The sequence below is a fragment of the Pararhodobacter marinus genome (genome assembly GCF_003122215.1).
Classification (GTDB): Bacteria; Pseudomonadota; Alphaproteobacteria; order Rhodobacterales; family Rhodobacteraceae; genus Pararhodobacter; species Pararhodobacter marinus.
Map to the genome: position 1 here is coordinate 33,127 of NZ_QEYD01000017.1, position 21,316 is coordinate 54,442.

A 21,316-nucleotide genomic window follows, 5' to 3' on the forward strand; every position below is an offset into this window, starting at 1 on the left:
TCCTTCAGCGGGATAGCAGCAGGCGCAGGCCCAGGGCGCCCAGAACCACGCCGGCAATGCGGTCGATCCAGAGCTTGGCGCGCAGATAGCCCGCGCGCGCGGCGGGATGCGAGAGGGTCAGGGCGATCAGGGCATAACCCAGAAGTTCCAGCAGGAAATGCGCGGCGATCACCATCGCGCCGTCGCGCAGGCCCAGACCGGCGGGGAAGATCACCACCAGGACGGCGCCCGCGAACAGGACCGATTTCGGATTGCCCAGATTGACCAGCATTCCCGACACGAACGCCCGGCCCCAGCGACGGCGCCCGGCGCGGCCCTCGCCCAGGGGGGCGCCGGCGTCCCGCCAGAGATGGAAGGCGATCCAGATCAGGTACAGCGCGCCCGCCAGTTTCATCGCCCCGAAGGCCCAGGGCGCCAGCGCGAAGAGCGCGCTGAGCCCCGTCAGGGCGGCCAGCGTCCAGCACGCGGCGATCAGTCCCAGCCCGGCGCCGGTGGCGATGCCCGCGCCCAGCCCGCCGGTCAGCGTGTTGCGCATGGCCAGAAGCATGGCGGGTCCCGGCACCGCGAAGGCGGCGCCGAGGGTCAGGACGAAGGTGAGAAGCTGGGCGCCGGTCATCGCGGAGCGCCCGTTATTCGGGCTTCTTGCCCGCGTCGATATCGGGCGCATCGACGGCCTTCATGCCGACGACGTGATACCCCGCATCGACATGCAGCACCTCGCCCGTCGTCCCCGAGCCCAGATCGGACAGCAGGTAAAGCGCGGCCTTGCCGACCTCTTCCTGCGTCACGTTGCGGCGCAGGGGCGCGTTCAGCTCGTTCCACTTCATGATGTAGCGGAAATCGCCGATGCCCGAGGCGGCCAGCGTCTTGATCGGCCCGGCCGAGATCGCGTTGCAGCGGATGCCGTCGCGGCCCAGATCCTCGGCGATATACATGACCGAGGCTTCCAGCGCCGCCTTGGCCACGCCCATCACGTTGTAATGCGGCATGACCTGTTCGGCGCCGTAATAGGTCAGCGTCAGGATCGAGCCGCCCTCGGGCATCATCGCGGCCGCGCGCTTGGCGACGGCGGTGAAGGAGTAGACGGAAATGTCCATCGTCTTCAGGAAGTTCGCGTGCGACGTGTCGACGTAGCGGCCGCGCAGCTCGTTCTTGTCGGAAAAGCCGATGGCATGGACCACGAAGTCGATCTCGCTCCAGACGTCTTTCAGCGCGTCGAACATCGCGTCGACCGACTCCATCTGCGAGACGTCGCATTCGAAAAGACGCGGCACGCCCAGTTGTTCGGCCAGCGGCACAACGCGCTTCTTCAGCGCTTCGCCCTGATAACTGAAGGCGAGTTCCGCACCCTGCGAGGCCAGCGCCTGGGCGATCCCCCAGGCAATGGATTTGTCGTTGGCGAGGCCCATAATAAGGCCCTTCTTGCCCGCCATTAGCCCTGCTGACATCGCGGTCTCCGGATCCTGAACTTACGTAAGGTGCAGCTATAGGCCGAAGGTCTTGGCGCATCAAGGGTTCGCGCTCTTGCCAGTGGATATGGAAAACTGCGAGTGTCGGCGCGGTTGCAAGACAAAGCCGGAGCCTGAGCCATGAGCGACGCCACCCAGAACGACCGCCCGGAAGGGCCCGGAGCCGACGATCCGGCGGGCTCCGATGCCGCGCGCGGCGGTATCTTTTCCGGCGAAGATCCGTTTCTGATTGCGAAACGCTGGCTGGCCGAGGCCGAGGCCACCGAGCCGAACGACCCCAACGCGATTGCTCTCTCTACGGTTGATTCGGAGGGTCTGCCGAACGTGCGGATGGTTCTGCTCAAGGACATCGAAAGCGCGGGCGCGGGGCAGGGGGCCTTCGTCTTCTATACCAATTACGAAAGCGTGAAGGCGCGCGAGATCGAGCAGGCGGGCAAGGCTGCTTTCGTGATGCATTGGAAATCCCTGCGCCGGCAGATCCGCGTCCGGGGTCTTGTGACGCGGGAAAATGGCGAAAAAGCAGATGCTTACTACCAAAGTCGGTCTTTGCAGTCGCGGCTTGGTGCCTGGGCCTCGCGGCAGTCTCAGCCGCTTGCGTCGCGGGGCGCGCTGATGGCCGAGGTCGCGAAGATGAGCCTGCGCCACGGAACAAATCCGCCGCGCCCGGATTTCTGGGGCGGGTTCCGGATCGCTCCGGTCGAAATCGAGTTCTGGGCCGATGGTGCCTTCCGGTTGCACGATCGCTTCCGCTTCACACGCGCCAGCGTCGGCGGACCTTGGCTCAGCCGGCGTCTCAACCCGTGAAATTCACGCTTCGTGAAACGTCCATGCCTTGTGTTCGGCGCATTTTGCGTGAATGCTGACCGCTGGTTGGTGATTGTATGGTTGGGACTAACGGAATGGTTGAGGTTGAACGAGGACTTCCGCGTGTTCGCGGAAGCGTTAAATGGTTCGATCCCGGAAAAGGCTTCGGGTTCATCGTGGCGGATAGTGGCGGGCCGGATATCCTGCTGCATGTGAACGCGCTGCGGAATTTCGGTCAGAGCTCGGTCTGTGATCGCGCCGGAATCGAAGTGACCGTGCAGCAGACGCAGCGGGGCCTGCAGGCCGTCGAGGTCTTCGAGATCACGCCGCCCGAGGATGCCACGCAAGATGCCGAAACCGTGGCCCCGGTCGATCCGGACGTGCCGCTGGAACCCGCGCGCATCAAGTGGTTCGACAAGGTGAAGGGATTCGGCTTCGCCAATGTCTTCGGCCGGACCGAAGACGTGTTCATTCACATGGAAGTGCTGCGCAAGTCCGGCTTTGCCGAGTTACAACCGGGCGAAGCGGTCGGTTTGCGGATCGTCGATGGCGAACGGGGCCGGATGGCCGTGTCTATCGCGTCGTGGGAGACCGCGCTGCACAAGAAGGGATGAACGCGATGCTGGGACGAACGGGGCAGGGAAGAACGGGAACGCGCGCCGCGCTGGCACTGGGGATCACTCTGGCGATGGCGGTTCCCGCTTTTGCCGAATGCCGTCCGGGCCAGGTTCAACTGCGCGGGGATTTCGGCACCGCCGCCTTCTCGGTCGAGATCGCCGATGACGACGGCGAACGCGCGCAGGGCCTGATGCATCGCGAAAGCATGGGGCGCTTCGCCGGCATGCTGTTCGTGTTCGAGCGCCCGCAACGCGCGGTGTTCTGGATGGAGAACACCCTCATCCCGCTGGACATGTTGTTCATCGACGCGTCGGGCGTGGTTCGCCATGTGCACGAAAACGCCGTGCCGATGGACCGCACGCCGATCGATGGCGGCACGGATATCCAATACGTGCTCGAGATCAATGGCGGGATGGCCAGCCGCCTCGGGATCGAGGACGGCGCCGAGCTGCGCCATCCGGCGATTGCGGCCGACGGCGCGGCCTGGCCCTGCGACGAATAATCCCCGAGGCGTCGCCCTTTTCCTGCGATGGAGAGGGTGACGTTTCGCTCTTCCTTGTCGTCTTGCGGTGGTCTATGACGCGCCTGTCGGGGCGTGGCGCAGCTTGGTAGCGCGACGGTTTTGGGTACCGTAGGTCGTAGGTTCGAATCCTATCGCCCCGACCAGCACTTAGCCCGTTTCAGGGCGCCGCGTTTTACACGTCGGTTTACAAAGACGTTCACGTTTGCTTCCCGGCGCGAGTCAGTTTCTCGGCCAGACCGTCCGACATTTCTGGCGACAGGGCGGTGTAGCGCTCGATCACCTCGGACGCGTGTTTGATCGACCAGCCCATCGCCGTCGCGATTTCCTTCAGGCTGGCATCGGCCATGAGCAGCCGCGTTGCAGCGGTCCCGCGCGCATCGTAGAGGCGCAGGCCGGCGCGGATCTTCAGCTTGTCGCGCCACTGGCTGACCGCATCCCCCAGATAGTTCTCGTGCTGGTACGGCTCGCCGCCCTTGTTGACGATGAAATGCGTCTGCCCCGGCGGCGTCTCTGCGATCAGCCGCGCCATCCGGGGTGTCACCGGGATCGAGGCCAACCGCTTGCGCTTGGCCGTCCAGATCACGATCCGCTGGCCCTTCGGCGTCGGGTGGATATGCGCGCGGCAGAGCCCGGCCAGGTCGCCAGGTCTGAGGCCGGTTTCGGTGGCGGCGATCAGGATCCGGCTGACATGGGCGGGGGCGCCCTTCTCGAAAGCGGCGATGTCGTCATCCGTCCAGAACATATCGGCTCGGTTCGAGCTGTAGAGGCTGCGGATCTTCTGCAGGTGATTGTGCCGCAGCATCGTGCGATCGACCGCCCATCCGACCAGGCGCTGCAGGTGCCGGATGCGATCATCCCCGACCTTGCCGCCGATGCCGTCGCGCCATTTCAGGGCAATCCCCCGGATGCGCGGGTCGTCGAAGACAGCGCGGGGTCCGCCGCCGAACTTCGCGTCGATCCCGGTCTTCGGGTGGTAGAAGCTGGTCTTCATGTCGGATTGCGTGCGCTGTGCCAGGCGGGCGAAATCCTGAGACCGGGTGAACTCGATGATGATCTCGCGGAACAGCCCGCGCGCCTGTTCCGCGACCGGACGGCTTGCCGACAGCGCGGCCAGGTATTCGGGCGAGCCTTCGTCAAAGGCCATGGCGCTGTTCCAGAACGGCACCGCCCCGCGCCCGCGCGAGGCATAGTGATAGACGCGGATCGTCCCGTCCGCGAGCTTACGCCGGACCCGGTGGACCCCTTTAACGCTGATCATTGTCATGTTCCCGGAACCACGCATCCACCGCCGACTCTTCGACTGGAGTGTGCGAGATGATCGCCGGATCGACAAATGCAATTCCGACAGGGGTCTGCACCGCAACCTTCCCGACCTTCTCGGCCGCCAGGATCGCGCGTGTCAGCTCGGCCTGTGTGAACCGCGCGCGCTCGGTCATGGGTTTTGCCTCCGCCACTCTTTGCGCAAGTCCTCTAGGGCCTTCGATGTCATATCCTGCAACTGCCCGATGCGGGACTTCTTGTCCCGCCAACCGAGGCCGTTGATGATCTTCTCAGCCGCCGCCAAATGGTGGGTCAGGGCGTCGAGCTGCTCCTCGCGGTCGGTCATCCCTCCGCCTCCCCGATAGCGCGCAGGGCAACCTGCCCATCAATGATCTCACCGATCGGTTCCGGCTCTATCGCGTGGAAACCACCGTACTCTTCGACACCCAAGGCCCACAGGCAGTTGCCAGCGAGTCTTGTCGCCATCTTCGTCTGCGTCGGTAATAGCGAATGCTCTGCCAGCATCGTGAAGTTGGCGAAAGCTTGCGCGAGAACAGTTGCCATTTCGTCCGGTGATTTTCTCGCCATCACCCTTTCCCCCGCTCGTCGGCTGGCTTCACGGCCTCCTTTGCATCGGCGGCGGCGAGGATCCACTGGCGCACTCCTGCCTCTTCCCAAAGGTCGCTGCCCTGGAACAGGCCTGCGGCTTCCCGCATCCCCTCGACCACCTTGACGCGGTCACGGGCTGCGAGGGCGCCGGTCTGGGGCTGGGTGGCGAGGGCGCGGATGGCGCGCTGTGCTGCCGAGATCGCTGCACCACAACAGTTCCCTTTGTCTTCCTCGGCCTCAAGCGCCTCACGGACCGCCTTGTCGGCCCTCCCCAACGTCGCCGCGATCAGCGCGTCACGCTCGGCCTGCGCGGCGGGGTTGGGTTCGAGGGCGGCGATGATGCGACGAACGGTTGCGCGCGCTTCACCCTCGGCAAAGCTGTTCCCGCCGTCCGTGTACTCTTGCACGTCCTGCCAGCCCGCGCTGTTTTCAGCAGCCCATATCATTGCGGACCAGACAGCACGCTCAGCAACACCGGGCTTCACCCTCACCGCCCCTTCCATAGCGGCGGCAAGCTGGGCCTCGGCGGCGGTGGCGCGGGCCAGCGCAGACCCGATAGCCTCGGCGTCTCCGTGCTTCTCCGTGCCAAGGACGCCTGCATGTTCCACCAGCGCACGGATCATCTCGGATGCGCCCTCGTCGTAGCTGTCCCACGCGGACGGATTGTTGACCATGTAAGCCGCTTCATTGAGAAGCTTGTAGTGCGTATGCTCGTCAGTCATTTGCCTTCCCCTCCTTCCGGGCGCGGTGGGCCACATAGAATGCAACCCATTCTGGGGTATCTTTCAGGCGTCCCCCGGTATTCTCTGCACGCCAAGTGCCGTGCTCAATGGCCCCCTTCACGCCCTCGACGATGGCGATCAGGCTGAACCCGCTCGCCAGAACTTTGGCCGCATCCGCCTTAGCCGCCGCGACTTCCTCCTGCGCCCGCTTCAAGCCAGCGTTTAGCGTCCGGATAGCCCGCTCCATCGCCCGGATGTCGTCGCGAAGATCGCGCAGAAGCCGCTCGTTTGACGGGGCCGCGTCGATTTCCTCGTCAAGTTCCACCTTGCGCTCGTCGGGGGTGAAGTCGAGCGGGGCGTCGGTCAGGTCTTCGATGGCGTGCCGGGCGGCGGTGGCGAGGGGGTCGGTGCTGGCCCGGAGGCGGGTTTTCAGGTGGTCAAACATGCTCCACCCCCAGCGCTTCCCGCGCTTCCTTCGCCATGCGCTTGCCGATGCTCGCCATGCCGGGTGTTCCCATGGCGGCGATGCGGGTGAGGGCTGCCTTGTAGTGGTCGCGCTGGGATGTGGCGATGTCGAAGGCGTGTTCTGCGCCGTCACGTTCGGCGTTTGCCTTGGCGCAAGCGTCCAGCCCTTGCCCGTATGCCTCGCCCACCATGTCAGCGAACATTCTCGCGTGGGCCACGGCGTTGCTCAGCGCCCCGCCCGAGATAAAGTCGGCCAGCTTCTCACGAAAGGTCATTGCTCTTCTCCTTGTCACGGGCGTTGATCGCATCGCAGATGACGCTGGCGAGATTGGCCTGCACCTCCCTGTTGCGCAGGGTGTCGTCGTGGCACAGGAAGGCGATCTGCCCGACCATGCGGCCATCCGGGGCGATCAGGTGGACGCTGTTTCCGACAACGCTGGACCAGTGCCCGACTTCGGCTTTCAGCTTCATCAGATCAGCCCCTTCTCAGTTGCCAGCCATTCCGGCAGCACCACGGCCTCGATGCCGGGGATGCCGGTGTCGTGCAGCTCGACCTGCGAAAGCGGAAGCCAGACGGACTTCTCTTTGTCCCCAGTGTGGACCAGCACGGCTTTCTCGGTGCGGTGGGTCACTTCAACGTCGATCTCGGTAAGGTTGGATCTCATCGGCCTAGTCCTTCCAGCGGGGCACGGTGCCGCCGCCGACTTTGCGTTTCAGGTGATGGTTGCGGCTTCCGGGGATGGGCCGGGTGGGCTTCGGTTTGGCGTTGATGTGCCCGCGCTGTACGCGCTTGGCCTTGGCAATGCGGGGCACGTCCTCTTTCGCCGTCTTCGCCCCATGACAAGAGCGGCAGAGAACGGCGCAGTTATCGAGCGTCGGCTCTCCCCCGAGGGCGTCGGGAATGCGGTGATCGTACTCGGGGCCGTTGCCGGGGCGGATGGAGACGCCGCACTCTTCGCAGCAGCCCTTGGCGCGCTCGAAAGCGGCAGCGCGGATCTTGCCCGGAAACTCGGACCGGCGGCGGCTCATGTGTCCAGCCCCCCGTTGGTGTGGTCCGGGTAGCGGTCGGCCATCTCGTCGGCGTAGATGCGGAGCCTCGTCGCAATACCGGGAAGATATGCGCCCGCCTCGATGCATTTTTCCGTGAAGACCTGAACGGCACGCTCCAGTTCGTCCACCGCTTCCCTGACTTGTTGCATGTCGGTGCTCATCCCGCCTCTCCGATGGCACGGCGGAAGGCGGCGAGGGCGGCATCGCGCTTGTGACGCCAGTCGATATCCTGACCACTCCCCCAGACCCACGGGCTGGATGCGTTGTCCAGCATTTCTGCCAATTCCCCAGCCGCCAACAGCGCGGCCTCAAGGTCGGGAACCCGGGCGATGCGGCGGGCTGTGCTTTCTTCAAAGGCCGGGCATGACTCGCATTTGATGATCGCAATCCAGTGGCGCTCGCTGAAAATTTGCAGGTTGCGCGTTCCCTCCAGAACGCGCCACTGGCCGGGTAGAATTCTGCGATCACGATCCGCTTTGATGTCGTCAATCAGGCTCATGCTGCGTTCCTTTTCAGTTCCTCGGGCGCCACGCCGATCTTCGCGGCGATCCAGCCCAGAATGGCTTCCTTGCTCTCTTGGAACCGGGCCTTGCCCATGGCCCGATACGACTGGCTTTCCGGCGTCCAGATGCGCACCACGGGGCCGATTACCTGCCCGACCGCGTAGCCTTCGGCCTTGGTCTCGGCCCGGATCAGCTCGGCCCTGACGCGCTGCGCGGCGGCGTTCGAACCGCAATCGAGCGTGTAGAGCCGGTGGAACCCGGTCGCGATCAGCGCGTGTTTCCGAAGCGTCTCCGGGGTCTCAGCCCACGGCTGGAAGGCTTCGGCTTCCGGCAGGCTTGCCCACGCGTCCTTGACCCACGCGAACTGGTGCTTGTGGCTGTTCTCGCTGCGCACCCTCTCGATGCTGACAAAGACGGTCTCGCCCTCTGCCAGATCCGGCAGGTTGTTCGCGAGGATGCGAACCGTGGCGGGGCCGATGACGCGGGCGCGGTAGTCGCTCATACCGGCCCCGCGATTTGGAAGTCACGCGCCCAGACCTTCGCCACGGCCCTGAAAACAACCGCCGGGTCTGCCGCGACCTTCGCGTGAATCCAGCCCTCGGCAAAGGCGCAAGCCCGGGCCTCGTCGTCATAACCCCCGAGGTCTCGGGCGGTGCGGAGAGCGGTCAGGGCGCGGGCTTCAAGGGCGGCGGTCATGCGGCAACCTTTCCCTTCCAGACCTTCACCCCGGCGATGGCGCGGTCCTTGTGGTGGGTGCGCACGTATTCCTCGATGAAGGCGGTCATCGCGGCCCGGTCATTCTGGGCGATCCAGTGAAGGGCGGCGCGGTGGTCTTCGATCTCGTACAGAGTGACGGTGCGCAGGCCCTTCACAGTGTCCTTGCTGGCGCGGGCGGCGGCCTTTTGCGCGGCCTCGGCCTCGGCTTGCAGGCGGTCGGCTTCACGCTGCGCCTCGATGTTCGCGGCATCGGCGGCGCGGGCGGCTTCCTGCGCGGCGCGCATCTTGGCTTCGGCTTCCTCGCGGGCCTTGCGCTCTGCCTCGGCCTTCTGCGCGGCCAGAGCGCGCTTGAAGCTGTCCACGAGGGCGACGAGGCCTTTCTCGATACGCTTGGCGTCCTCGATGGTCGGCGCCCACCGGGCTTTCTCGGCCTTCCAGGCATCGTGCAGCGGCGCGGCGGCGGACTTTTCGCCCGCCTCCAGCGCCATGCGCCACTCGCGGGCGCCTTTGCGCAGCTCGTCGACGGCCTTCATCTGGTCTTCGCTCTCGACGGGAGATCCGTCGAGCCAGTTCTCGGCCTCCTCGCGGATGGCTTCGTGAGCGGCGTTGATTTCGTCGATGGGGTCGGGCGGGTTGTTCCCGCCGATGCCGTGCCGGCTTCTGGAGAAGTGATCAGCGACAGCGATCATGCCCTCGTTCGCTGTCTTCCAGTCGGCAAGGTCCGCGCCGTCCAGCGGGGCGGGGCCGAGGATCGGCTTGCAGGCGAAATCCGGTTCTTCGACATCGACGGCATGAACGGTGACGGCTTTCCGCCCTTCGCGAGCATCGACCAGAACGCGCTGACCGGGGGTAAGCGCTTCATCGCCGTCATAGGTGTAGGTGTAGGTGCGAATGTCGGTCGGCTGGAACTTTACGGAAACGAACATGGGCTTGCTCCTCAGTAGGGGATTTCGTCATCTTCGATGGCGGTCTGGGACAGGGCGGCCTTGCGGCGCTCTTTGGCGTCGGCGCAGGCCTGAACCCGCTGCATGTCGCCACCAATCGCGCGCCAACGTTCGGCCAGCTGCTCCAGCGTCTCGGCCCCAGAGAGGGCAGCAACGGCAGCCGCGACCGGATCGAAGCCATCGTTCTCCCGTGTCGAAGCGCGCCGCTCGTCACGCTTCGGCGCAGCATTGGCGGCTGCATTGCCGTCATCATCTTCCGGCGCGATCCCCGCCATGCACATGAGGCCGTAGCGCCGTGCATAGGTGACGGCGGAGCCATAGCCCTGCATGTCATTCTTCGAGACGATCAGCGGGACGCGGCAGGTCAGCCGTTCGCCGCTGACGTGGATCAGAACCGTTTCGACAAAGCGTTCGTCGCCCTCGGCCCCGGCGGGCTGAATAAGGGCAATGCCATGCCGGTTCAGGGCCGGAAGGCATGCTTCCATCACGTTCCCGAGGTCCGCATACTTGCTGCGGAAATGCGGATTGTTCGCCTGCTTCAGCGCTTTGCCCATTTCTGCTTGCGCGGCGGCGAGGGCAGCAGCGATGCTGGCGTGGTCAGCCTTCGTTTCGGTCACGGCGTTCATTGTGGATACTCCATGTTGGCGGCGTCATGCTCGGCCTGAGCCAGAGCGCGGGGCAGGGCGTTGGCGAGGACGAGCATCCCGCCGAAGACAGCGACGGTGGCGAGGCCGGTGGTGAAGCCGCTGAGGATGCGGCGGAAGGTGGTCATTCACGGCACCCGTTCACGGCAACCTGCGTGGCCAGATCCCCGAAGGACCGGACCTTCGCCGGGTCATTCCCGCCCATCATGCGGATCATCGCCGCGACCCGGGGCAGGGACACGGAAGGGCCATAGAGCGCGGGGCCGGTGCGGGTGCTGCGAAACACCGGCTCGCGCTCCTTGACGATGGCGCTCGGGCGCGGGTCGTGGTCGGGCTGCCACGGCTCCATGCCGGTGCGGTCAATGACGGCGGATTGTCCGGCGACCATGCGAGCGACGACGGTGGCGCGGGTCTCAGGCGACAGAAGGGCGGCGATGCCGTGGCGAATGGCGCGGGTCATGCGGCGTTCCACTCTTCGACGAGGCTTTCCGCGCAGGCCATGAAATCCATGGCGGTGTCGTCCAGCTGGTTGCGGTCTTCGGTGCGGTGGGTGACGGCCAGCGACATGGCCAAGCCCTCGCCCCGCGCCAGTTCATTCAGCAGGTTCTCGACCGCCGTGTTCCGGGCTGCGTGCGCTGCGTCCATGGCGATATGCAGGGCGATGGCCAGCGCGTTGCGGTTCACGGCGTCGGTGTGGCTGGCCAGGGTCGTCCCGTCAGGGGCGGGCGTCCGGAGCGCAGCAAGCGGGTACAGCGAGGCCTCGGCCACCATCGCGGCGACGGCGGCATGCGTGGCGGGGAAGCGGGCGGGTGCGTTCATCTGGTCTCTCCCATGTTCCGCGATCAGCCGGTGGCGTCTTCGGCGGGTGATGGGGAGACTATGATGGGGGAACTTCCCCATGTCAATCAGAAATGGGGGAACTCCCCCATATTCGTCTTTGCGCAGTTACTGTGGGCTGCTATCTTGCCCCTACCGGCGCCGTGGTGGCGCGCATGAAAAAGCCCCGCACGGGGCGGGGCGAGCAAGGCGGGGGTGGTATGACTGAGCCTTATGTTTTGGCAGCGCTGTCTTCTATGGTTTCAGCCATTCTTATTGCGGTTGCGGCGTGGATTCTGAGCTCGTGCGTTCGGCGGATGGGCCGCATTGGCGCATCCCTCCGGGTTAGCGTGAGCCGGATTGAAAACTTGGGACCGGAAGAAAGCCGCCACTCCAAGGATCGCCAGAACACCTTAGCCAGCCATAGCCTCAGCGAAGATCCCCAAGATGATGCTTCTCGGCGCAGCGCCGATGCGTCTGGGTAGACAACGAGCGCAAGGGTTCCGCTCTTCATTGGCTCTATAACCCCCTGGAGGGGCGCTGTGTCTGCGCCCCAGCTTTCGTGCTTGGTATCTGGTCTCCCGTCAAACCAGCGCTCGACACGTTGAATTGGACCACGGACGCGAACCCTGTCGGCGATCATCGTCTTGCTCGTTTGATTTAAGACGTGGCAAATGACGCGAAAGCACCCATGATGTATCTCAAGCTCCCACTCGACGGTCAGCTTCTGGCGCCTGTCCAGCCAGTTTGTTAAGGCGGTATATCCGGTGAACATCGCCGTGAGAAGTGCGGCGACAGAGCCGACCAGCGTAATCCAATTGTATGCTGATGGGGCTCCAACCCATTCGAAAAACTCAACCATCCCCCCCTCACATATCCAGCATCGTCCGGTAGACGCGGGCGATCAGTCGATCCGCCTGACGTACTCGGGCGGCAAATTGATGCGCACCGGCGCGGCCCATCTGAGGCGGACCCCGTGCATATTCTCTGCTTCCGGGTTCAGTGAAATAAGGCTGAAGGTGCCCTCCTCGCGGCCAACGCGAACGATCTTCACCCAAGCCTTCCCGGCCTCATCCTCGCAAACGCAGATCCGGCCGATCGCCTCGGATGGCACGCCCAGTGCTTCGCGGCTGTAGAAGAGGATTTCGCCGGGTTGGTAGATCGGAGACATGCTGTCCCCCTCGACCTCCACCGCGACAATCCCACGCGGGCTGACCCCTTCGGGAACGGCCACGCGGAATAGGCCGTCACCCTTCTCGTAAGCGTCTACCAGATCTACCTGGGCCCCCGCACCAACTCGCCCGGCGACCGCCACGGAACCGGCAACTGCCTCGATCACCCCCTCGATGCCAATCTGAACGATCTCATCGACTGATCGACCAACCGCTTTTGCCAACGCAACTGCATTCGCAACCTTCGGCGACGACTCGTGCCTGAACAGGTCGCGCACGCCCGATTCACCCATGCCAGCAGCAAGGGACAGCGGTTTCATTTTCCACTGCTCGGCATCCATGATGATTTTGAGGCCTCGCACGAAGGCATCGCGGTGCTGTTCGGTCATATGGGGAAAGTACCCCGCGCGAATTTTGCGCGCGATGGGGAAGTTCCCCTTGCCAAAGTGGGGGAGTTCCCCCATCATGCTCTGCATGGAACAGCTCATCTCAGAAATCGAGCGCCACTGCGCTGAACGCCAGATCACCCCGCAGGCATTCCTCCGCGAGGCGATCAACGCGAGCTGGCGTCAGTGGCAGGACTGGAAAGACGGCAAGGCCAGCCCCCGGCTCGAAACCGCTGACCGGATCCGCGCTTACATGCGGGACAACCCCCCGATCCGCGCCGCCTCGTAACCTCATATCAAACTCCTTTCGCCTGTGAAGCATGGGCGCGAGGACTGCGCCCGTCACGCGAAACCAGCACTGCGCAATTCACAGGACCCTCCCCATGACCCGCGCCACGACCCCCGGAACCATCCAAGAGGCTGTTCAGGCCTGCTATGACGCCTATGGCGACCAAAAGAAGATCGCCGGGGATCTCGGCATCGCCGGGTCCTCGGTGTCCTACGGGACCGAGATCCAGGACGTTCGCCCGGGAGGGCTCGGCGTGAACTATCTCGACCGGCTGGGGCGCGTGAAGCCGGAAGCCGCGGCGCCGATCGCTCAGTATTTCGCCGCACTCGCGGGCGGTGTCTTCCAGCCGATCATCGAAGAGGGTGCGCTGGCTGCCGATGTGCACCGGATCACGCAGGAGTTTTCCGACGTCCTGACGATGCATGCGCAGGCGCACTCGGCCGCGTCGTGCGACCCCAACGATTACACGCCTCACGAGGCCCGCAAGCAGATCCGCGAGATCGACCAGCTGGTCGCGGTCTCGATGCAGTTCCGTGCCTCGCTCTTGTTGCGGGCCGAAGGCCCTGCGCAGACCACCATTCCGTTCCGTGGTGGGGTGCGCCGATGACCGCCCGCCAAAGAGACGCTTGGGTCTCAGATATTGAAGTGAACGATGAATCGGTGCGCGCGATCATGCTCAGTATCGCCGCTGAATGTCAGGAGGCTGCTGCTCTTCGTGGCGTCTCGCGCGAGGCGATTGAGCTGCAGCTGGGCGTCTGCCTTGGCGAACTCGACGGCGAGCTGGCCGGCCTCTTGAGCATTCGCCCAGTTCCCGCAGAGAACGCATCCGACCTCCTCGCGATCCGCATCGGGTTCAGCCCGGCGGGCTATCGGCGCCTCGCAGAAGCCGCAAAGGATCGGATAGCTCACATCGTTGATGGCGATGGTGATCGCGTCGTCGTCGGTCATGGCAACTCCCCCACTGGCACAGAACCGGGTCAATCCTGCGATGCACGGCCCGGTGGAGTCGAGTCGAAAGGTGACACCCAATGACCGCCCGATCCATCAAAGCAGAGCGCATCGCATATCAGATCTGGGCGCTGATCCAGCGCACGGGTGGCGATTGCACGCTTCACGACATGGCCGAGGCGACGGGCGAAAGCTGGCAAACCTGCCGGGCCATTTCCGGCTCGCGCGGATGGACCACACATTACCGCAAGATCACCACCGACATCGAGTTTCGGGAGGTAGACGCGGCATGAGCGCCTATTCCACCCATACCGCGCGCAACCGTCCAGCCGCTGCGCACGGCCACGCCAGCCCGGCATCGGCAGCGCCCCAAAGGGGGAGCCGGGCTGGCGCCATCTTCAACAACGAGGCTCCACATGTTCAAGCACTACGCGGCATTGCTTTCGTACATCTTCGGCCCGGCTCAGGCCATGGCTCCGGAACAGGCTATTCTCTGGTCGCCATCCGGACCGCAGCACGAACCGACCGCGCCCGCGCGCAAGCGGTCCGGTCGATCGATGACCGTCGCGCAGCAAAAGCGCGTCTCGGCCAAGCGCCGGGCTGTGCGCCGTGCGCGCAAGCTCGGGCACGCCTGACCCCCCATTCGACGGCAGAGCGTTGTCCCCGCGACGGGCGCTCGTGGTGCGCTATCCGGGGCGGCGCTGCCGTTGAAGCCCCGGCTTTACACGAAAGGGCCTCTGCATGTGGGGAATTGCCTTCAGCCTCAACCCGCGCGCGTGGCGTCTCGGGAAACAGGATGCGCTCGAAGATGACGGGCGCGTCGTCGGCGTGTGGTGGTGCTTCGGCCCCATCGCGCTTTGCTACGACTACGAGTGAATCCACGGGTTGGGAAGCCTCGGATGCCCGGCGCGAGGGCGGTTTCGCGCAATCCTCCCTGTTCAACTCTGGGGCGGCTCAGGTCGCCTCAGCTTTTCCCCAGCCGCTTTCCTGCGAGCGCCTTTCGGGCGCTGGCACGAGCGCAGCCAGCAAGGACCAGCCCCATGCTTCTGATCGCAGCCTTTCTCTGGTGGCCGATGCCACCGCCCGAATTTCGCCCCGTGCGCTGGCCCCCATGCCCGGCGCGCGTGATGCGGGGTCCGCATGGATCACCCCGGCATTCGCCGCAACCGCCGGTTCTGGGGATCGGTATGGGGCCGCGTATGAGCGGATAGTTATTCAGCGCCGGGGCACCGCATCGCCCCGGCTAGTTCCGCCGCTTTCCGAAGGGCAGCTTCGCCATGGCCGTGCACAGCCGTGGTCTCGCGATATGCGGGCTGTCCTTCCGAGCGCGGCACCCCATCAACCCCCCACCGCATCTGGACTGGTCGGCGCGGGCGGTTTGATTGGTCGGCGCTACCAGTGCGCCACACCCGGCGCCGGTGCTGCGCTCTTTCCATCCGGCGCTGTTGCCGGATCTGCGACCCATGACGGGCGCAGGCAAACCACCATGATGGTGAAACAGGACTGGCGCAACGACGGCGGTCTGTCCCTTTGTCCACTCGTCGGGGCCAGCGCGGTCCCGGCGCTTTTCCCGGAGAAACTCGATGCCGCTTAGCTACGCGAAAGCCGTTGACGCTCTGAAGGGCGGCGACCGGATCTTCGTCACCAACCCTGACCCGATGAAGTCGGACGACCGCCAACGGTTCCAGCTTATCGCCGCCGGGAAGTCTATCACGCGGACTCAATTCCTCAAGCTCACCGACAACCTCGAACCTATCCCGGATGGCCTCTTTGGCGCGGAAACCGCACAGACCTATCGCTGGAAGGACTGACCGGCATGTCCATGTCGTTCATGTCTGCGCCCATGAAGGCTGCGAGCGCTTTGGCGCGTTCGGCTTTCGCGAGCCGGGGCACTCAGCAGACCGCAGAAGCACCTTCACAGCATGGGCCTGCGCTGAGCATCGCGCCGAAGTCGAAACCCGCTGGCAAGGCTGGATCGACAGTCGGAAAGCTCGAAACCCGGGAAGCCCTCGCAGCCCGCTACGCCCAGACCAAGAGCTACACGGACCTGCACAAGCTGAGACAGGCGACCATGGCGTGCTTGAGCAGGGGAGCCTGACGCTATGACCAGCGTGCAGTTCACCATTCCCGGCAAGCCCTTCGGCAAGCAGCGCGCCCGCGCCACGGCCCGAGGCGGCTTCGCCCGCATGTACACGCCCAAGGAAACCGTATCCTTTGAACGCAGCGTAGGCACGATTGCCGCGCCGCTGTTCGCCCGCCCCATCACCGGTCCGGTGCGCCTGCGCATTATCGCCGTCTTCGAGCCTGCCGCAAGCTGGTCGAAGAAAAAGCGCGCCACCCATCTTCACCGCCCCCACACCCAGAAGCCCGACTTGGACAACGTGGCCAAGGCCATCAAGGACGGCCTCAACCGCATTGCCTGGGCCGATGACAGCCAGGTCGCGGACCTTCACGTCGCGAAGCTCTGGGGGATCGCCGCATGCACGCAGGTCTGGGTCGAGCCCATGACCGAACAGAAGGACTGACCCCATGCCCGCCGAAACCGCCTATGACGTGACCGCCGACGAGCTGCGCGCTTTTGTCGAGCGCTACGAGCATCTCGAAGCCGAGAAAAAGGACATCGCGGACCAGCAGAAGGAAGTGATGGCCGAAGCGAAGGGCCGGGGCTACTCGGTCAAGGCCCTGCGCCGGGTCATCGCTGACCGGAAGAAGCGCGCCGACGAACTGGCCGAGGAAGAGGCCGTCGTTGACCTCTACAAAGCCGCGCTGGGGATGCAGTGACCTGGCAATCCATCGGACAGATCGCCCGCAGGCTCGTGGAGGCACAAAGTGACGCAAATCGTGCAGTTCCGGCAGGAAGAACAGATCCCGCACTCGGTTCCGGCGGAACAGCAGATCCTCGGCGCGATGCTGTGCCGGCAGGATCTGATCCCGTCCATCATGGCGCGGGGCGGGGCTGACCTTTTCGCGGACCCCGTTCACGCCGCCATTTTCGAGGCAGCACGGGCCAAGGACGCTCGAGGCGAACTCGCATCGCCGGTCACGCTGGCGCCGCAGCTGGCAGAGCATCTTTCCGAGCTTGGCGGCTCGCGATACCTCGCCCGCCTTGCTGGCGCCGCAGCGGGCCGCACGGCTGCGAAGGCATACATCGACCAGCTGGCGGACCTTCGCGACAAGCGGCGCATCGTGGCGGCGCTGAGCGAGGCGAGGGCGGCGATGGTCGAAAGCAGCGCGGCCACCGTCGCGGCGCAGCTGGAGGCCGCTCTGGCGGTCATCCAGCCTGCCGTCGGCGAGAATGGCCCTGTCTCGATGATGTCCGCCACCATGAAGGCCATGGAGCAGATCAGCGCCGCCTATGCCGGTGAGGATGACGGGTCGGTGAAGTCGGGAATCGGCGCGCTCGACACGTTGATTTCCGGCTTCTATCCCGGCGAATTGACGCTGATTGGCGGCCGCCCGTCGATGGGGAAAACTGCCGTCGCACTGCAAGCCGCTCTGCACGTTGCCCGGGCCGGTCACGGCGTCTGCATCGCCTCGCTCGAGATGAACCCCGAAGCCATGGCCGTGCGGGCGCTGTCCGAGGCCACGGCCAATGCCGGGAACGGGGTGAACTACTCGAGCATGCGCCGCGGTGAAATGGCGGAGCATCAGGTCGACACCCTGCGCAAGGTCGCGACCCCGGTTGCCGATCTGCCGATCATGTTCCTGTCGCGCCAGCATTCCGACCTTGGCGCGCTCTATGCCGGAGCGAAGCAGGCAAAGCGGATGATGGGCGACAATCTCCGCCTGTTGGTGGTCGATTATGCCCAGCTTCTCAGGTCCAAGGCCAGCACGCGCTACGAGCAGATCACCGAGATCAGCATCGCGCTGAAGGCCCTTGCGGGTCAACTGAATGTCCCTGTCATCGCGCTGTCCCAGTTGTCTCGATCGCTCGAGAGCCGGGAAGACAAGCGCCCCCAGCTTTCCGACCTTCGCGAAAGCGGCCAGCTCGAGCAGGACGCGGACTGCATCATCTTCTGCTACCGCGACGAATATTACCTCGAGCGCGAGCGCCCGGACGCTGACGATATCGAGGATTTCACGCTCTGGCAGCAGGCGATGGACAAGCAGCGGAACCGGCTCGAGCTGATCGTAGCCAAGCAGCGGCAGGGAAGCATCGGCACCGCGCGCCTCAAGTTCAACCCGGCACTGAACACTATCTGGGAGGACGAGTGGTGAGCCTCGCGTTCTTCCCCCTCTATCCTGGCGATTTCGAGGCAGACACGGCCCACCTCAGCTTGGCTGAGGACGGCGCCTACAACCGTCTTATGCGCCTGTGCTGGCGCACGCCGGGCTGCTCGCTTCCTGACGATGAAGCGTGGATCATGCGCAAGATGCGCGCCCGCACCGAAGAAGAGCAGGACGTGGTCCGCATCGTCTTGGACGAGTTCTTCGAGCGGGAAGGCGACCGTGTTTTCAGTCCCAGGCTTCTGCTGGAGTGGGGGAAGGCAAACGAAGCGCATCAACGGCGCGCATCGGCGGGGTCGCGTGGCGGCACAGCGCGCGCATTGAAAACAAAGGAAAAACCTTCAAGCAATGCTGTAGCAAAGGCCAAGCAACCAGAACCAGAACCAGAACCAGAACCAGAAGAAGTATCAGCTAACGCTGCTACTTCTGGCGCGCAGCAGGCGCGGGGTTCTGGTGATTTTCTCAGCGAGGTCATGGCGGCTGTTGGCCTGACGGATGGCCGGTGCCCGACGCACTGGATGCCGCCGGCTGCATCGATCCACGTCAAGCGATGGCAGACGGATCTTGGCCTGACCGAGGCGCAGATCCTCGAGGCGGCTCGCGAAAGCCGGAAACGGCACGATGACCCGCCGAACGGGCCGAAGGCGCTGGATTCAGCCATGAAGAACCTGGCCCGCACCCTCAAGGCAGATCCGCTGACCCCCGGCGCCTCACACTCTCAGCAATCCGACTCCACCAAAAGCCGCGCCCGCTGGCAGAAACTCGCAGGATGAAACGATGACCCAGCACCCCCGCACCCTTGCAGAAGCCGCCGCGCTCGAGGTCGAAGCCGCCCGCCGGAACGGCCTGTACGGCGCCACATGGGACACCAAGGCCAGGAGCCAGAACAACGCCGCCCAAGAGGACCGGCGCAAGGCCAAGCGCCACGCGGCCTGCCGACTGTACCTCGGCGCCTTGGCTGATGGGGATCTGACCATCGCGGGGCTTGCGCGGGCCATTGGTCGCACGCCCTCGGCGGCATCGCAGCAATCCAAGATCATAGAGGCCGAGGGGCTGTTGCGTCGCTATTCACTCGGAGACCGCAGCTGGGCCGCCATCACCCCCGCCGGCAGGGCATGGCTCGCAGAGCATGACAGCGCGGGAGGCGAGGCATGACCGAACACTACCGCATCAAGTGGGCGCGCGTCACCGTTTGCAACAGGTATGGATGCTGGAAAGAGCGCCGCTGCATTGCACAGCGCCGCGTGTCGATTCTGGGCTTCATCCGCTTTTGGTGGCCGCTGGAGGACGGCGACTGGCGGATCGATGAAAGCCGATGCTACGCCGATATCGAGAACGACATGGCGGTGCGCGCTCCCCTGCCGGAGCCGCAACGGGTGAGGCCCGAAGCATGAAGCGCGCCATGGACGAGATCCGCCTCTTGCTCTCCGACAAGCTGCTGCTCTGGGCGCTGGCCATCGCTCCCGCTGATCACCCCGAGACCGAGGAACTGGCCTCATCGCTGCACTGGCTGTTCGCCAAGAAGCTCCGCCGGTTCACCCGATAATCACACGCGCACAAAGCGAGGGACACATGACCATGCACAGCAGCTATTTCATCGGGCAGGTGATCCAGCCGGAACCCACACGCCCGATCCAAGTCGGGGACATCGGCACGCCCACGTGGTACGCATTCCTTACCACGCCCCAGAAGGAAGGCTCGGCCAAAGCGTGGCTGGAAAAGAAGGGCGTCGAGGCGTGGTATCCGACCGAAACCCGCTGGCGCAAGATCGCCAAAGGGAAGATCAAGCGGAAGGAATACGAGGCGGTCCTTGTCCCTCGGTACATCTTCGCCCGGTTCACTGGCCGGCCGCAATGGGACCTGCTGAAAGCCAGCCGGTGGCTGACCGGCGTTGTCGGAATCGACGGCGTTCCCCTTCCGATCACCGACGAAACCCTGGCCGCAATGGAGCAGGTGCCCGCTCGACTGGCAGAGATCCGCGCCCGTGAGGAGGAGCGGCGCACGATCCGCCCCGGCGATCGGGTGCGCATCCGTGATGGAGCGATGGAGGGGTGGGTGGTCGAGGTTCGCAGCATCCACGCTGGTATTGCCCGCTTCATCGTCCCTTTGATGGGTGACCGCGAGACCGAGATGCAGGTTGATCGTCTTTCGAAGCAACAATGACTTGCGCGATGGTCAACCTATGGTATCTTGGGCGCACCCGGTGACGGTCGGTAGCCGGGGCGCCCTCGATATACGAGGCAGCGTTGCGGCACCGAGGGACAAAGCCGAGGCCCTGCATCATGCAACGCCACAACGGAGAAATTGCGCCCAGCCGATAGATTGACACGCTCCCGCCCGGTACGCCGCGCGGGGTTTTGTTTCTACTCCCTCACATCCTCGGTTCCTTCGAGTATCTCCAGAACACGGACGATCAGCGCAGCGGCGGTGTGCCTATCCACCCCGCAGTCGATGGCCGCTTTCCCGATAGCGTGCGCTACCTCGTCATACCCAGCCCGAGGGGTGGGGTCGGGTAGCCCGGTATCTGGCATTTCATGGTCCTCCTGCCGAGAAGGCACGATTTTTGCCATGCAGAAGGTGATTCTGGAAGCTTGTTCAACACCTTGGAAAAGCCAAACTGGAGAACGACATGGCCGACCCCGCCAAAGGGCCGGGCGGCAAGCTGACGCCGAAGCAAGAAGCCTTCGCCCTCGCATTCTTTGAGACCGGCAACGCCGCTGAGGCCTACCGTCGCGCCTATGACGTGAGCGAGAATGCCCGCGATCATTGGATCTACGTCGAGGCCGGACAGCTCCTCGACCACCCTGAGGTTACCCTGAGGCTCCAAGAGCTTCGTGAGCACGCCGAGCGGCATGCCATCTACACCCGGCAGAAGGCCATGGAAGAGCTGGAGGAAGCCCGCGAAACGGCAAGGGTGAACGCCCAGGCCGCCGCTATGGTCAGCGCCACATCGGCCAAGATCAAGCTGCTGGGCCTCGATAAGCCCGCGCGGCTGGAGGTCACGAGCCCGGACGGCAGCATGAGCCCCAAGCCTGCCGTCCTGCTGGCCAACCTGTCGGACGAGGAGCTCGCCCAGCTTGAACGCCTTACCGACAAAGCGCGACATTCAGAGGGAGTGGGCGAGAAGGAATAGCCTCGGCTTCGCCCGGT

General features: G+C 64.7%; 41 protein-coding genes and 1 tRNA gene. 19 read left to right on the forward strand and 23 right to left on the reverse strand.

What is annotated here, in order from left to right:
- Positions 1-4: 4 nt before the first annotated feature.
- Positions 5-616 (reverse strand): LysE family translocator, encoded by a 612-nt coding sequence (locus C4N9_RS20650; protein WP_109535238.1) that lies wholly within the window; start codon positions 614-616, stop codon positions 5-7.
- A 13-nt stretch (positions 617-629) separates the two neighbouring features.
- Positions 630-1,448 carry an enoyl-ACP reductase FabI gene (fabI, locus tag C4N9_RS20655; RefSeq protein WP_109535239.1) on the reverse strand — a complete coding sequence of 273 codons (819 nt, stop codon included), beginning with the start codon at positions 1,446-1,448 and terminating at the stop codon, positions 630-632.
- Positions 1,449-1,589: 141 nt separating this feature from the next.
- Between fabI and pdxH the strand changes: the two genes are divergently transcribed.
- From pdxH to C4N9_RS20675, 4 genes are all read left to right on the forward strand, one after another.
- On the forward strand, positions 1,590-2,273 hold the full coding sequence (pdxH, locus tag C4N9_RS20660; RefSeq protein WP_109535240.1) for a pyridoxamine 5'-phosphate oxidase: 684 nt from the start codon (positions 1,590-1,592) through the stop codon (positions 2,271-2,273).
- A 95-nt stretch (positions 2,274-2,368) separates the two neighbouring features.
- Positions 2,369-2,887 carry a cold-shock protein gene (locus C4N9_RS20665; RefSeq protein ID WP_109535241.1) on the forward strand — a complete coding sequence of 173 codons (519 nt, stop codon included), beginning with the start codon at positions 2,369-2,371 and terminating at the stop codon, positions 2,885-2,887.
- Positions 2,888-2,892: 5 nt separating this feature from the next.
- On the forward strand, positions 2,893-3,393 hold the full coding sequence (locus C4N9_RS20670; protein WP_425440809.1) for a DUF192 domain-containing protein: 501 nt from the start codon (positions 2,893-2,895) through the stop codon (positions 3,391-3,393).
- Between the two features lie 87 nt (positions 3,394-3,480).
- Positions 3,481-3,557: transfer RNA gene (locus tag C4N9_RS20675), tRNA-Pro, on the forward strand.
- Between the two features lie 53 nt (positions 3,558-3,610).
- Here C4N9_RS20675 and C4N9_RS20680 read toward each other — a convergent pair.
- The 20 genes from C4N9_RS20680 to C4N9_RS20765 all read right to left on the reverse strand — a co-directional run bounded on the left by C4N9_RS20680 (position 3,611) and on the right by C4N9_RS20765 (position 12,792).
- A complete protein-coding gene (locus tag C4N9_RS20680; RefSeq protein ID WP_168192307.1) occupies positions 3,611-4,672 on the reverse strand; it encodes a tyrosine-type recombinase/integrase in 1,062 nt (353 codons plus the stop codon).
- Positions 4,659-4,850, reverse strand: a complete 192-nt coding sequence (locus tag C4N9_RS20685) for a hypothetical protein (RefSeq protein ID WP_109535243.1) — start codon at positions 4,848-4,850, stop codon at positions 4,659-4,661. The genes C4N9_RS20680 and C4N9_RS20685 overlap by 14 nt, the downstream gene beginning before the upstream one ends.
- Positions 4,847-5,020, reverse strand: coding sequence for a hypothetical protein (locus C4N9_RS22025; RefSeq protein WP_168192308.1), 174 nt, complete (start codon positions 5,018-5,020; stop codon positions 4,847-4,849). Before C4N9_RS22025 ends, C4N9_RS20685 begins: the two co-directional genes overlap by 4 nt.
- On the reverse strand, positions 5,017-5,262 hold the full coding sequence (locus C4N9_RS20690; RefSeq protein ID WP_146195199.1) for a hypothetical protein: 246 nt from the start codon (positions 5,260-5,262) through the stop codon (positions 5,017-5,019). Before C4N9_RS20690 ends, C4N9_RS22025 begins: the two co-directional genes overlap by 4 nt.
- On the reverse strand, positions 5,262-6,005 hold the full coding sequence (locus tag C4N9_RS20695) for a hypothetical protein (RefSeq protein ID WP_109535245.1): 744 nt from the start codon (positions 6,003-6,005) through the stop codon (positions 5,262-5,264). Before C4N9_RS20695 ends, C4N9_RS20690 begins: the two co-directional genes overlap by 1 nt.
- Positions 5,998-6,450: a hypothetical protein gene (locus C4N9_RS20700; RefSeq protein WP_109535246.1), complete on the reverse strand. Its 453-nt coding sequence runs from the start codon at positions 6,448-6,450 to the stop codon at positions 5,998-6,000. Before C4N9_RS20700 ends, C4N9_RS20695 begins: the two co-directional genes overlap by 8 nt.
- The gene (locus C4N9_RS20705; protein WP_109535247.1) at positions 6,443-6,745 is read right to left on the reverse strand and encodes a hypothetical protein; all 303 of its coding nucleotides are present in this window, start codon (positions 6,743-6,745) and stop codon (positions 6,443-6,445) included. The genes C4N9_RS20700 and C4N9_RS20705 overlap by 8 nt, the downstream gene beginning before the upstream one ends.
- Positions 6,732-6,941: a hypothetical protein gene (locus C4N9_RS20710; RefSeq protein WP_109535248.1), complete on the reverse strand. Its 210-nt coding sequence runs from the start codon at positions 6,939-6,941 to the stop codon at positions 6,732-6,734. The genes C4N9_RS20705 and C4N9_RS20710 overlap by 14 nt, the downstream gene beginning before the upstream one ends.
- Complete coding sequence (locus C4N9_RS20715) at positions 6,941-7,135, reverse strand: hypothetical protein (RefSeq protein WP_109535249.1); 195 nt, start codon at positions 7,133-7,135, stop codon at positions 6,941-6,943. Before C4N9_RS20715 ends, C4N9_RS20710 begins: the two co-directional genes overlap by 1 nt.
- A gap of 4 nt (positions 7,136-7,139) precedes the next feature.
- Positions 7,140-7,499 carry an HNH endonuclease gene (locus C4N9_RS20720; RefSeq protein ID WP_109535250.1) on the reverse strand — a complete coding sequence of 120 codons (360 nt, stop codon included), beginning with the start codon at positions 7,497-7,499 and terminating at the stop codon, positions 7,140-7,142.
- Positions 7,496-7,681, reverse strand: coding sequence for a hypothetical protein (locus tag C4N9_RS20725; RefSeq protein WP_109535251.1), 186 nt, complete (start codon positions 7,679-7,681; stop codon positions 7,496-7,498). Before C4N9_RS20725 ends, C4N9_RS20720 begins: the two co-directional genes overlap by 4 nt.
- Positions 7,678-8,019: a hypothetical protein gene (locus tag C4N9_RS20730; RefSeq protein WP_109535252.1), complete on the reverse strand. Its 342-nt coding sequence runs from the start codon at positions 8,017-8,019 to the stop codon at positions 7,678-7,680. The genes C4N9_RS20725 and C4N9_RS20730 overlap by 4 nt, the downstream gene beginning before the upstream one ends.
- A complete protein-coding gene (locus C4N9_RS20735; RefSeq protein WP_109535253.1) occupies positions 8,016-8,525 on the reverse strand; it encodes a hypothetical protein in 510 nt (169 codons plus the stop codon). The genes C4N9_RS20730 and C4N9_RS20735 overlap by 4 nt, the downstream gene beginning before the upstream one ends.
- Positions 8,522-8,719, reverse strand: a complete 198-nt coding sequence (locus C4N9_RS20740; protein ID WP_109535254.1) for a hypothetical protein — start codon at positions 8,717-8,719, stop codon at positions 8,522-8,524. The genes C4N9_RS20735 and C4N9_RS20740 overlap by 4 nt, the downstream gene beginning before the upstream one ends.
- Positions 8,716-9,666, reverse strand: a complete 951-nt coding sequence (locus C4N9_RS20745; RefSeq protein WP_245902651.1) for a hypothetical protein — start codon at positions 9,664-9,666, stop codon at positions 8,716-8,718. Before C4N9_RS20745 ends, C4N9_RS20740 begins: the two co-directional genes overlap by 4 nt.
- A gap of 11 nt (positions 9,667-9,677) precedes the next feature.
- Positions 9,678-10,310 (reverse strand): ERF family protein, encoded by a 633-nt coding sequence (locus C4N9_RS20750; protein WP_109535255.1) that lies wholly within the window; start codon positions 10,308-10,310, stop codon positions 9,678-9,680.
- The gene (locus C4N9_RS22030) at positions 10,307-10,456 is read right to left on the reverse strand and encodes a hypothetical protein (protein WP_168192309.1); all 150 of its coding nucleotides are present in this window, start codon (positions 10,454-10,456) and stop codon (positions 10,307-10,309) included. The genes C4N9_RS20750 and C4N9_RS22030 overlap by 4 nt, the downstream gene beginning before the upstream one ends.
- Positions 10,453-10,788 (reverse strand): hypothetical protein, encoded by a 336-nt coding sequence (locus C4N9_RS20755; protein ID WP_109535256.1) that lies wholly within the window; start codon positions 10,786-10,788, stop codon positions 10,453-10,455. Before C4N9_RS20755 ends, C4N9_RS22030 begins: the two co-directional genes overlap by 4 nt.
- Entirely contained in the window at positions 10,785-11,147 is a 363-nt protein-coding gene (locus C4N9_RS20760; protein ID WP_109535257.1) for a hypothetical protein, read from the reverse strand. Before C4N9_RS20760 ends, C4N9_RS20755 begins: the two co-directional genes overlap by 4 nt.
- 901 nt (positions 11,148-12,048) lie before the next feature.
- Positions 12,049-12,792, reverse strand: a complete 744-nt coding sequence (locus C4N9_RS20765; RefSeq protein WP_109535258.1) for a S24 family peptidase — start codon at positions 12,790-12,792, stop codon at positions 12,049-12,051.
- Here C4N9_RS20765 and C4N9_RS20770 point away from each other — a divergent pair.
- Positions 12,791-12,991 carry a hypothetical protein gene (locus C4N9_RS20770; protein ID WP_109535259.1) on the forward strand — a complete coding sequence of 67 codons (201 nt, stop codon included), beginning with the start codon at positions 12,791-12,793 and terminating at the stop codon, positions 12,989-12,991. The two genes, C4N9_RS20765 and C4N9_RS20770, sit on opposite strands and share 2 nt — an antisense overlap.
- Before the next feature lie 94 nt (positions 12,992-13,085).
- A complete protein-coding gene (locus C4N9_RS20775) occupies positions 13,086-13,598 on the forward strand; it encodes a hypothetical protein (protein ID WP_109535260.1) in 513 nt (170 codons plus the stop codon).
- A gap of 26 nt (positions 13,599-13,624) precedes the next feature.
- Here C4N9_RS20775 and C4N9_RS20780 read toward each other — a convergent pair whose 3' ends face one another.
- The gene (locus C4N9_RS20780; RefSeq protein WP_109535261.1) at positions 13,625-13,939 is read right to left on the reverse strand and encodes a hypothetical protein; all 315 of its coding nucleotides are present in this window, start codon (positions 13,937-13,939) and stop codon (positions 13,625-13,627) included.
- Between the two features lie 80 nt (positions 13,940-14,019).
- Here C4N9_RS20780 and C4N9_RS20785 point away from each other — a divergent pair, with 80 nt between their 5' ends.
- The 13 genes from C4N9_RS20785 (at position 14,020) to C4N9_RS20840 (ending at position 21,299) form a co-directional block, all read left to right on the forward strand.
- On the forward strand, positions 14,020-14,232 hold the full coding sequence (locus C4N9_RS20785; RefSeq protein WP_109535262.1) for a hypothetical protein: 213 nt from the start codon (positions 14,020-14,022) through the stop codon (positions 14,230-14,232).
- A gap of 123 nt (positions 14,233-14,355) precedes the next feature.
- Positions 14,356-14,574, forward strand: coding sequence for a hypothetical protein (locus tag C4N9_RS20790; RefSeq protein WP_109535263.1), 219 nt, complete (start codon positions 14,356-14,358; stop codon positions 14,572-14,574).
- Positions 14,575-14,680: 106 nt separating this feature from the next.
- Positions 14,681-14,815, forward strand: a complete 135-nt coding sequence (locus C4N9_RS22395; RefSeq protein WP_281260152.1) for a hypothetical protein — start codon at positions 14,681-14,683, stop codon at positions 14,813-14,815.
- Between the two features lie 707 nt (positions 14,816-15,522).
- A complete protein-coding gene (locus C4N9_RS20795; protein ID WP_109535264.1) occupies positions 15,523-15,750 on the forward strand; it encodes a hypothetical protein in 228 nt (75 codons plus the stop codon).
- A gap of 291 nt (positions 15,751-16,041) precedes the next feature.
- Entirely contained in the window at positions 16,042-16,464 is a 423-nt protein-coding gene (locus C4N9_RS20805) for a RusA family crossover junction endodeoxyribonuclease (protein ID WP_109535266.1), read from the forward strand.
- Between the two features lie 4 nt (positions 16,465-16,468).
- Complete coding sequence (locus C4N9_RS20810) at positions 16,469-16,720, forward strand: DUF2312 domain-containing protein (protein WP_109535267.1); 252 nt, start codon at positions 16,469-16,471, stop codon at positions 16,718-16,720.
- Positions 16,721-16,768: 48 nt separating this feature from the next.
- Complete coding sequence (locus tag C4N9_RS20815) at positions 16,769-18,157, forward strand: DnaB-like helicase C-terminal domain-containing protein (protein ID WP_109535268.1); 1,389 nt, start codon at positions 16,769-16,771, stop codon at positions 18,155-18,157.
- A complete protein-coding gene (locus C4N9_RS20820) occupies positions 18,154-18,939 on the forward strand; it encodes a YdaU family protein (protein WP_146195200.1) in 786 nt (261 codons plus the stop codon). Before C4N9_RS20815 ends, C4N9_RS20820 begins: the two co-directional genes overlap by 4 nt.
- Positions 18,940-18,943: 4 nt before the next feature.
- Positions 18,944-19,321 carry a helix-turn-helix domain-containing protein gene (locus C4N9_RS20825; RefSeq protein WP_109535270.1) on the forward strand — a complete coding sequence of 126 codons (378 nt, stop codon included), beginning with the start codon at positions 18,944-18,946 and terminating at the stop codon, positions 19,319-19,321.
- Positions 19,318-19,560 (forward strand): hypothetical protein, encoded by a 243-nt coding sequence (locus C4N9_RS20830; RefSeq protein WP_109535271.1) that lies wholly within the window; start codon positions 19,318-19,320, stop codon positions 19,558-19,560. Before C4N9_RS20825 ends, C4N9_RS20830 begins: the two co-directional genes overlap by 4 nt.
- A gap of 8 nt (positions 19,561-19,568) precedes the next feature.
- Entirely contained in the window at positions 19,569-19,712 is a 144-nt protein-coding gene (locus tag C4N9_RS22035) for a hypothetical protein (protein WP_168192310.1), read from the forward strand.
- Positions 19,713-19,738: 26 nt separating this feature from the next.
- Positions 19,739-20,329: a transcription termination/antitermination NusG family protein gene (locus C4N9_RS20835; protein ID WP_109535272.1), complete on the forward strand. Its 591-nt coding sequence runs from the start codon at positions 19,739-19,741 to the stop codon at positions 20,327-20,329.
- Positions 20,330-20,795: 466 nt separating this feature from the next.
- The gene (locus C4N9_RS20840) at positions 20,796-21,299 is read left to right on the forward strand and encodes a terminase small subunit (RefSeq protein WP_109535273.1); all 504 of its coding nucleotides are present in this window, start codon (positions 20,796-20,798) and stop codon (positions 21,297-21,299) included.
- Positions 21,300-21,316: the final 17 nt, after the last annotated feature.